We start from the raw sequence: 3,597 nt of genomic DNA, 5'->3' as shown, positions 1-3,597 counted from the left end.
CCGGCGGTTGCACTCCACGTTGGGCTACGTCAGTCCGATGCAGTTTGAAAAACGCTGGGACGCGGCACAGCAATTGAAGGCCGCATAATGAAGTGGCTAAGCGGTACGTCAAACAGGGGCAGGTTCAGGCGCCATTTCAGAAGTAAGCGGCTCGTGAATTGTTACAAACGCTGATTCTTGAACCTTGGCCCAGCATGCGCCATGTTGACACCAACGACCGTCACAAACACAGCAGACCGCATACCGTTGTGCGTTATGCCAAAGACACTTCACGCGCAACATTGCTGCGAACCCAACTGCTCAGACCCGACGCAACGCCTTTGGCATTCCAGGCTGCAAAAGCTGGATCGGCATATACTTTTTCCATGCATGCCCCATAGGCCGAGAAACTCTCAAAGCTGGCTGTAAAAACCATATTACCCACTTCTCCAGCCGATACCGCCCACAGCGACACATCCGCACCATGGCTTCTCCAGATTGCAACAGACTCTTTAACCAACGCCATCAACTTCATCATGTCAGCACCTGGGTTTGGCTTGAAAACGACTTGCGAAACGATACGTTGCATAAATAACTCCTGAACAATTGAGGATCGATGACCGAAGGGTCAACTTGCACCATGCTGAAAGCACGTCTACATGGTTCAGTTTCAACTATTGTGTGCAACCATTGCCAAAACATTGCCAAAACATTGGCGCTTGACGTTGTATCGGAAAAACAGTGTGATCCATCAATCGGCGTGAATTCTCACAACGCCTTTGGACACAACACGCTTAGTTTTCTGTCAGGTAGCAGCATCCGCCTGGAGCTGGACCCGACAAAGCCTGACCCCAGGTATGTTGCCGCTGGCCTTGAGGCAAGGGGTGGAATTGGGACCCGTGAATGTCGCGATTGTTAACCCCCTTGATTTGATCGAACAGATGACGCACTGCAGCGCTGAACAAGAGGCCGATGTTCGGTCTGGGAATAAGTCCATCTTTGAACCAAGCTGCGGTCGTTCACCAATCTATTGCCAATGTTTTGGAAGTCATGGTGCTTAGCATTGACAACACCTCAACCCAAGGAATAAAAATGACAACGCTTGTTAAAAAGTCTTTTGATCACCCGGACGAATTGAAGACGCCAGACAAAGTCCACGCCGCGACCATCAAATTGAATGGCGCGTCCATTTCAAAGCTGACCTTGCAACCGGGTTGGAAGTGGTCAGAAATCATGAAACCCCTGGTGGGAGGCCACAGTTGCCAAGCACCCCATGTGGGTACGCTCATCAAAGGGGTCTTGCACGTTGTTTCTGACGACGGTTCAGAAATCACGGTCCATGCGGGTGATGCTTACGTATTCGCGCCGGGTCACGATGCATGGGTCGTGGGCAATGAAGAGGTGATTGCCTACGAATTCAACACCGAAGCCAAAGACTTTGCCGTTTGGAAAAATTACAAAGCATAAAAGCATTGCAAACCAACCAGCGGCGCAATCTCAGAGTGACATGATGAACGAGATCAGTGCCCTTCACTGATCTGTTGTTCATGCAAGCGTGTCCTATCCAGCGGTGGTCTGATTTTGTAGCAAGCGCCTGTGCACTTCCTGCAAAGTTTCGCTGGGTGCTACGCCCAGCTCTTCGCGCAACAGGGTGCGCATTGCCTCATACAGGTGTAAGGCCTCAGCCCGATTGCCCCGGCTTGCCAGTATTTGCAGCAACAAAGCACAAGTGCTTTCTCGGTAAGGGCTGGCGGCCATGGCCCGCCTTGCTGCGCGCTCAGCGGTCTGCAGCTCAAGGCCCCCCAAATGCAGCCCACTGGTGGCCAGACATTCATTGGCCCGCAATTGCGCATCCATCAATTTGCTGCGAATTTCTTCTACCCATGGGCCTTCAAAACCTGGCATGAAAGTTCTGGCGCTGATGTGTGAAACCGACTGAGAAGGCCCCCAAGCGCCAGCCCAGTCGTGTTGATGGACAGCAGATTCGGCACGGTGCAAGCAACTCCAAACCACATCCAAATCCACCCAAGTGGCGGGGGGCAAAATCAAGCGCACGTCTTGTTTGCCACTCAAACTGTCTTTGCTCAACGATTTTCGCAATTTCGCCAAAAGCGCCGCCAAAGCGGTGTCTGGGTCATTTGGGGGTGCGCCATTCCAAAGTAGCTTGACCATGTCCGAGCGGGTCACGCTGCGGCCTTGCTGGCTCACTAAAAACGCAAAAAGCAAACGGCCTTGTTTGCCGGGCAAGTCGTTTTCCAGGCGCTCGCCCATGATACGAACCGTCAAGGCCCCACAAAGATGTATCCGGGATTCACAATCGCGCATTACGTTTTTATCAATTTTTTCGTTCAGTTGTTGCATGATAAGCGGCTGGCGTGACGGTCTAACTTCTAAAGGGGAAAACGATGAGCAAGGTGATCAATTGCGAGTGTGGCCTGGTGATTCAGGCGCAAAGCGACGATGCGCTCGTTGAGGCGACGATGAATCACGTCGAGCAAGACCACCCCGAACTGGTTGGCAAGATCAGCCGAGAAGACATTTTGAACTGGGCCGAAGAAGCCAGTTGAAGGCCTGCACAGTTTGAGATCGCTGCTGCGCCCGAGCATTCCATGGGTTTTGCCAGGTGTTGGGTACGGTGGGGGTTAGGCAGATTTTGAGAGGCGCCGAGCGCTGGCTTTAGCGCTGGCTGTTTTGCTGACTACAGGGCTGGTTGCTGGGTTGGCTGCAGGGCTGGATTGGGCCACACCAAGTTTTTGCCAACCCTTTGCCAAGGCGGTTGCACTCAAATGGATTGATTCATCTGTTTCAACTCAGCCCATTGAAGGAGCCGCACCATGACCATCATCTCCAGAAGAGTCGCCACGCCCATTTCGGGCAAATCACAATTGGCCCACCAACGCATCAGTGCCTTGGGCGAGGCCATGACCAGGGCGGGTGCCAGGGTGCGAATTGCGCGCGTTTTGTTTGGTGAAGGCGCTGGCAGTGTTCACGTCTACGGAAGCTTTGACACGTTCAAGGACGGCACCCAAACCAGCGAAAAAATGGCCAAAGACCCCCTGTACATTCAACTGCGCGCTGATGCCGATGCCGACAGGGCCGCCACCTGGCAAGGCCCCGAGGTTTGGCGAACGGTGTACGGTGAGCCAACCAAGCACCCCATCGTCGTGCAACGTGAGTACCAAGTCGCACGGGCGCATTTGAAAGAGGCGGTTGCCTTGCTTCCCGAAATTGCGGCCTTGAGTCCGGCCACGCCCATGATGGGCGTTGTCCCTGTGTTTGCGGGCGACTTGGCCCGCCTTTTGGTCGTTTACTACGCGCAGTCTCTGGACGAAATGAGCGATTACTTAGACACCACAGGCAGCAGCAAAGAGTTTCAAGCCCTGGTGTTGCGCGCGCATGCATTTGGCGAACTCAAGCAATCCCGTGTTTTGCAATTGATCTAAGGCAAACAGGCTGTTGACATGACAAGCGTTGTTAAAAAAAGCAACGCCTGAACCTGCCCCTGTTTGACGTACCGCTTAGCCACTTCATTATGCGGCCTTCAATTGCTGTGCCGCGTCCCAGCGTTTTTCAAACTGCATCGGACTGACGTAGCCCAACGTGGAGTGCAACCGCCGG

Annotated in this window: 5 protein-coding genes; 3 read left to right on the top strand and 2 right to left on the bottom strand. The window is 53.5% G+C overall.

From position 1 onward, the window contains the following. Nucleotides 1-253: 253 nt before the first annotated feature. Entirely contained in the window at nt 254-568 is a 315-nt protein-coding gene (locus B9Z50_RS17275) for a hypothetical protein (protein WP_108365989.1), read from the bottom strand. Nucleotides 569-978: 410 nt separating this feature from the next. Between B9Z50_RS17275 and B9Z50_RS17270 the strand changes: the two genes are divergently transcribed. Continuing rightward, nucleotides 979-1,446 carry a cupin domain-containing protein gene (locus B9Z50_RS17270; RefSeq protein WP_199221787.1) on the top strand — a complete coding sequence of 156 codons (468 nt, stop codon included), beginning with the start codon at nt 979-981 and terminating at the stop codon, nt 1,444-1,446. 93 nt (nt 1,447-1,539) lie between these two features. Here the strand turns inward: B9Z50_RS17270 and B9Z50_RS17265 are convergent, their stop codons facing one another. Next, the gene (locus tag B9Z50_RS17265) at nt 1,540-2,265 is read right to left on the bottom strand and encodes a bacterial transcriptional activator domain-containing protein (RefSeq protein WP_158270709.1); all 726 of its coding nucleotides are present in this window, start codon (nt 2,263-2,265) and stop codon (nt 1,540-1,542) included. A gap of 119 nt (nt 2,266-2,384) precedes the next feature. Between B9Z50_RS17265 and B9Z50_RS17655 the strand changes: the two genes are divergently transcribed. Continuing rightward, complete coding sequence (locus B9Z50_RS17655; RefSeq protein WP_158270708.1) at nt 2,385-2,546, top strand: hypothetical protein; 162 nt, start codon at nt 2,385-2,387, stop codon at nt 2,544-2,546. A gap of 267 nt (nt 2,547-2,813) precedes the next feature. After that, nucleotides 2,814-3,422, top strand: coding sequence for a hypothetical protein (locus B9Z50_RS17260; RefSeq protein WP_146183248.1), 609 nt, complete (start codon nt 2,814-2,816; stop codon nt 3,420-3,422). Nucleotides 3,423-3,597: the final 175 nt, after the last annotated feature.

It is taken from the genome of Limnohabitans sp. Bal53 (assembly GCF_003063355.1).
Classification (GTDB): domain Bacteria; phylum Pseudomonadota; class Gammaproteobacteria; order Burkholderiales; family Burkholderiaceae_C; genus Limnohabitans_A.
This window is presented reverse-complemented; position numbering and strand designations above follow the sequence as displayed.